General features: G+C 45.7%; 3 protein-coding genes. 1 reads left to right on the top strand and 2 read right to left on the bottom strand.

Annotation, left to right across the window (positions count from 1 at the left end; all coding sequences use genetic code 11):
- Both HMPREF3066_RS00500 and HMPREF3066_RS00495 read right to left on the bottom strand, forming a co-directional pair.
- On the bottom strand, positions 1-387 hold a 387-nt coding region (locus tag HMPREF3066_RS00500), incomplete at its 3' end, for a histidine phosphatase family protein (RefSeq protein ID WP_141743151.1).
- Between the two features lie 90 nt (positions 388-477).
- Positions 478-2,421, bottom strand: coding sequence for a PEP/pyruvate-binding domain-containing protein (locus HMPREF3066_RS00495; protein ID WP_070439792.1), 1,944 nt, complete (start codon positions 2,419-2,421; stop codon positions 478-480).
- Between the two features lie 343 nt (positions 2,422-2,764).
- On the opposite strand from HMPREF3066_RS00495, the gene HMPREF3066_RS00490 reads away from it, so the two are divergent.
- Positions 2,765-3,048: hypothetical protein (locus HMPREF3066_RS00490; RefSeq protein ID WP_141743150.1), on the top strand; the 284-nt coding region annotated here is incomplete at its 3' end.

Genomic DNA, 3,048 nt, shown 5'->3' with positions numbered 1-3,048 from the left:
TGTTGTGTAAACAACGCGACAATTTTCTACACTTAATGCTTTATAAGCTGCCGGGTCATTGGTCAGTTGTTTGAATTCGGTTAGCTTTCGCAGGTCAGTGATCTGCATACCTTCCCAACTTCCAAAAGATTGCTCATTTAGTCCACAGTGCTGAAAAAGAGGAATAGGACGCTGACCGATAATATGGCCAGCCGTATCAATGGCGCGTTGTAAAATACTGGAATAAGCAGCGGTAAATTCTACTTGTTGTAGCGCCGCCCCGGTTTTCTGAGCTCCTGCAATTCCTTGTTCGGTCAGTGGTGAATTGCCTGATCCCTGCAAAAGTCCTTGTTCGTTCCATTGGGTACGGCCATGGCGAATAAAATAAAAAGTGAGTTGTTTTGACATCATAGTTCCTTGGAGATCGGGAAGTATAGGGTATAACTAACTTATGATGCAAAGGCCGTCTGAAACGATAATTTCAGACGGCCTTTTGTTTTAACGTGTGCCGTTTAGATACGGTCGTGCCTGGAGGATAACAAGCTTACCCTTGTCAAACGCCCATTCGATGTCTTGCTCACCATTGGCAAATAGTTGTTTGATTTGTTGGCCGGTTTGGTCAAGGCGACGTATTTGCTCTTGATTCATCACGTTGCCACTGGTTACGGGCACTTCTCGTACTCCACCATTTTTATCCAGTTGCAATGCCGTGGTTTCATTAGAGGAGCTGAGACGTTGTACAGAATCATTGCGACGGTTATAGACTACCTGTTCGGCTATCCGTTTGCCCTCAACGACACGAATACCCAACCCGCGTTTGGCGGCAATGTAGGAGCTGTTTTTCTGAGCAATATCATAGGGATTGATGGTAACCAGTACGCCGGAGAGATCTGCATTGATGCTTTGTTGCACAAAGACACTCATTTTCACGCTATCGTGAGGCAATCCGGCAATACGGCGGGCTTCGTATGCACTGTAATTGAAAACAGAAGCCCAAGATTGCTTCACTGCTTCGGACAACGCGTTTTCATCGGTAACATTTGGCACTGTGGTGTACAGCCCTGCGCCGCTGAAATTGGGCAAGTCTTCGGAATTAGAGGAGCTGCGGACAAACACGCCTTTGCTGTTTAATTGATTGCGCCATTGCTCAGCCCATCTGTGTTTCCATTCTGACGGGATTTCGGCATCGGTAATTTTTTTCTGCAGTGTGAGTAAAGCAGTGCGGCGCTTACGGTTGTCTCCATCACTTTGTGTTTCGATGTGTGCCAGTGTTGTCGCGTTAATACCCAGCCTATCCATCATGGCTTGATAGTAGGCAAATGGAATGCAGAATCCATCAGGAACGTTGCTGTTTGCAATATGGGCGCGGATATGACCGAGGTTGGCAGCCTTACTGCCGCAGTAACGGCTGTCATCACGGCGCAGGTTTGCCAAAGCCCGAAGGCTGTAATCGGAAATATCAGGTTGGGGCAGGGTAAGGCCGTCTGAAAAGCTTTTGCTGGTAGTGTTCCGGTTGGTTTGGACAATTCGGTATTGCTTAGCAGTCGCTTCAAATTCGATACGACGGCCAATATATGGGGCTAGGATTTTTTCTGCATCTTTAAGGTAAATATTGGGAATCCCCCAGCTGCGTGCCAATACATTCACATGCGATAGTGCAGTAGATGGTTTCTCACTGATAATCCCCGCCACAGGTGGCAGCTCTAGGGGAACCTCTTTCAAAATAATAATATCGTCGGCGCCGACATTATAAAGATCATTTTCTTTGGCAATAACGCGTAATGTGCCTATCGCTTTACCTTGGTTTAGAGGCAGGTAGGGAAAATTTTTAATCAAACTTTCTTGGGTAATAAAAGGAACTTTACTTTGCTCGGCAACGGTTTCCTGCCATAAAGAATTGGTTTTATAACGCAACGGAGCGTAGAAACTGTCTTTCAGACGGCCTGCCACCAATCTCAACAATTCAGGCGTGATTTTGTCTCCTTCCCAAAACTCATAAACATATTCCTGAGTACTATTCTGCCAACTGATAGTGCCAAACAGATAACGCCGGTTAGGGCTACGGTATTGTTGATTCAATTCAGTTTTTGACAGCATAGGTTTCAAGATAGTAGCCAGGTAGCGCTCATGCAGCCGAAATTTGGGAGTATTGATGTAGTCGGTACGGTTATCGTCTTCACGATCGATGAGGAAAAGGATATGAGGAATTTCATATTCACTACCTTGATCATAGATACGCGAAAGTAAGTCAAAATCGGCTTGGCTTTTGATTGCAGATAACGCAGGAACTTGTGTTTTAACTGGAGTGACTGCAGTTTGACGCTTTTCAGACTCGTAATAAGAAGGCTTACGCGCCGTTGGTACAGCCGTATCGACTGTCTCAGCCTCAGGACGGCACGCTGAAAGTAAAAACAATATTGGGAGGTAAAAAGCAGGTTTCATGATGTTGTTGGTTATCTAAATCAGATGAAAAGAAATATACCTATTGTAAAAATCTAAATCAAACTGTTTGTTGCCTGGATAAATCAGTTTTATCAAAGGCCGTTTGAAACGTGATTTCAGACGGCCTATCTAAATGGTGTTTTTAAGATAAATTTGGCAATTCTGTTTTGCAGTAACTGTATTACTGCTTTACTGAATAGTGGAATAGGGCAGGGTAAAATGGTATTTTATCCCTTATTTCAACCGTTCAGACGGCCTTTTCCCCATTCATCCCATTCGCTTTACCATCGGCATTATCCAAGTTACTATATCAAATTCATTGTCATTCTAAGATTGTCTCGTCATGACCGCCCGCCAATCCTACCACCTTACCTTTGCCCGTTTCTCTCCCTCACTTTCCGTCCGCTCCTTCAGCGCATCCGAAGCGGTCAACACCGCCTACCGTGTCGAAATCACCGCCACTTCTACCGATTCCTCCCTGCCTCTGTCTTCTTACCTTAACCAGCGCGCAGCCTTTGAGATTCGTCCGCAAGAAGGCTTACTGTCGGAAGTGGCCGGGGCATTCGGGTCTGCTTCAGACGATCCACCGGCGAAGCAATGGCAGGGCATCGTGACTTCGTGTGAGAA

The sequence above is a fragment of the Neisseria sp. HMSC03D10 genome, from assembly GCF_001807625.1.
GTDB lineage: Bacteria > Pseudomonadota > Gammaproteobacteria > Burkholderiales > Neisseriaceae > Neisseria > Neisseria mucosa.
This window is presented reverse-complemented; position numbering and strand designations above follow the sequence as displayed.

Coding starts and splice junctions, on each gene's coding strand:
- HMPREF3066_RS00495 (WP_070439792.1), bottom strand. CDS start 2,421: ATGAAACCTGCTTTTTACCTCCCAATATTGTTTTTACTTTCAGCGTGC.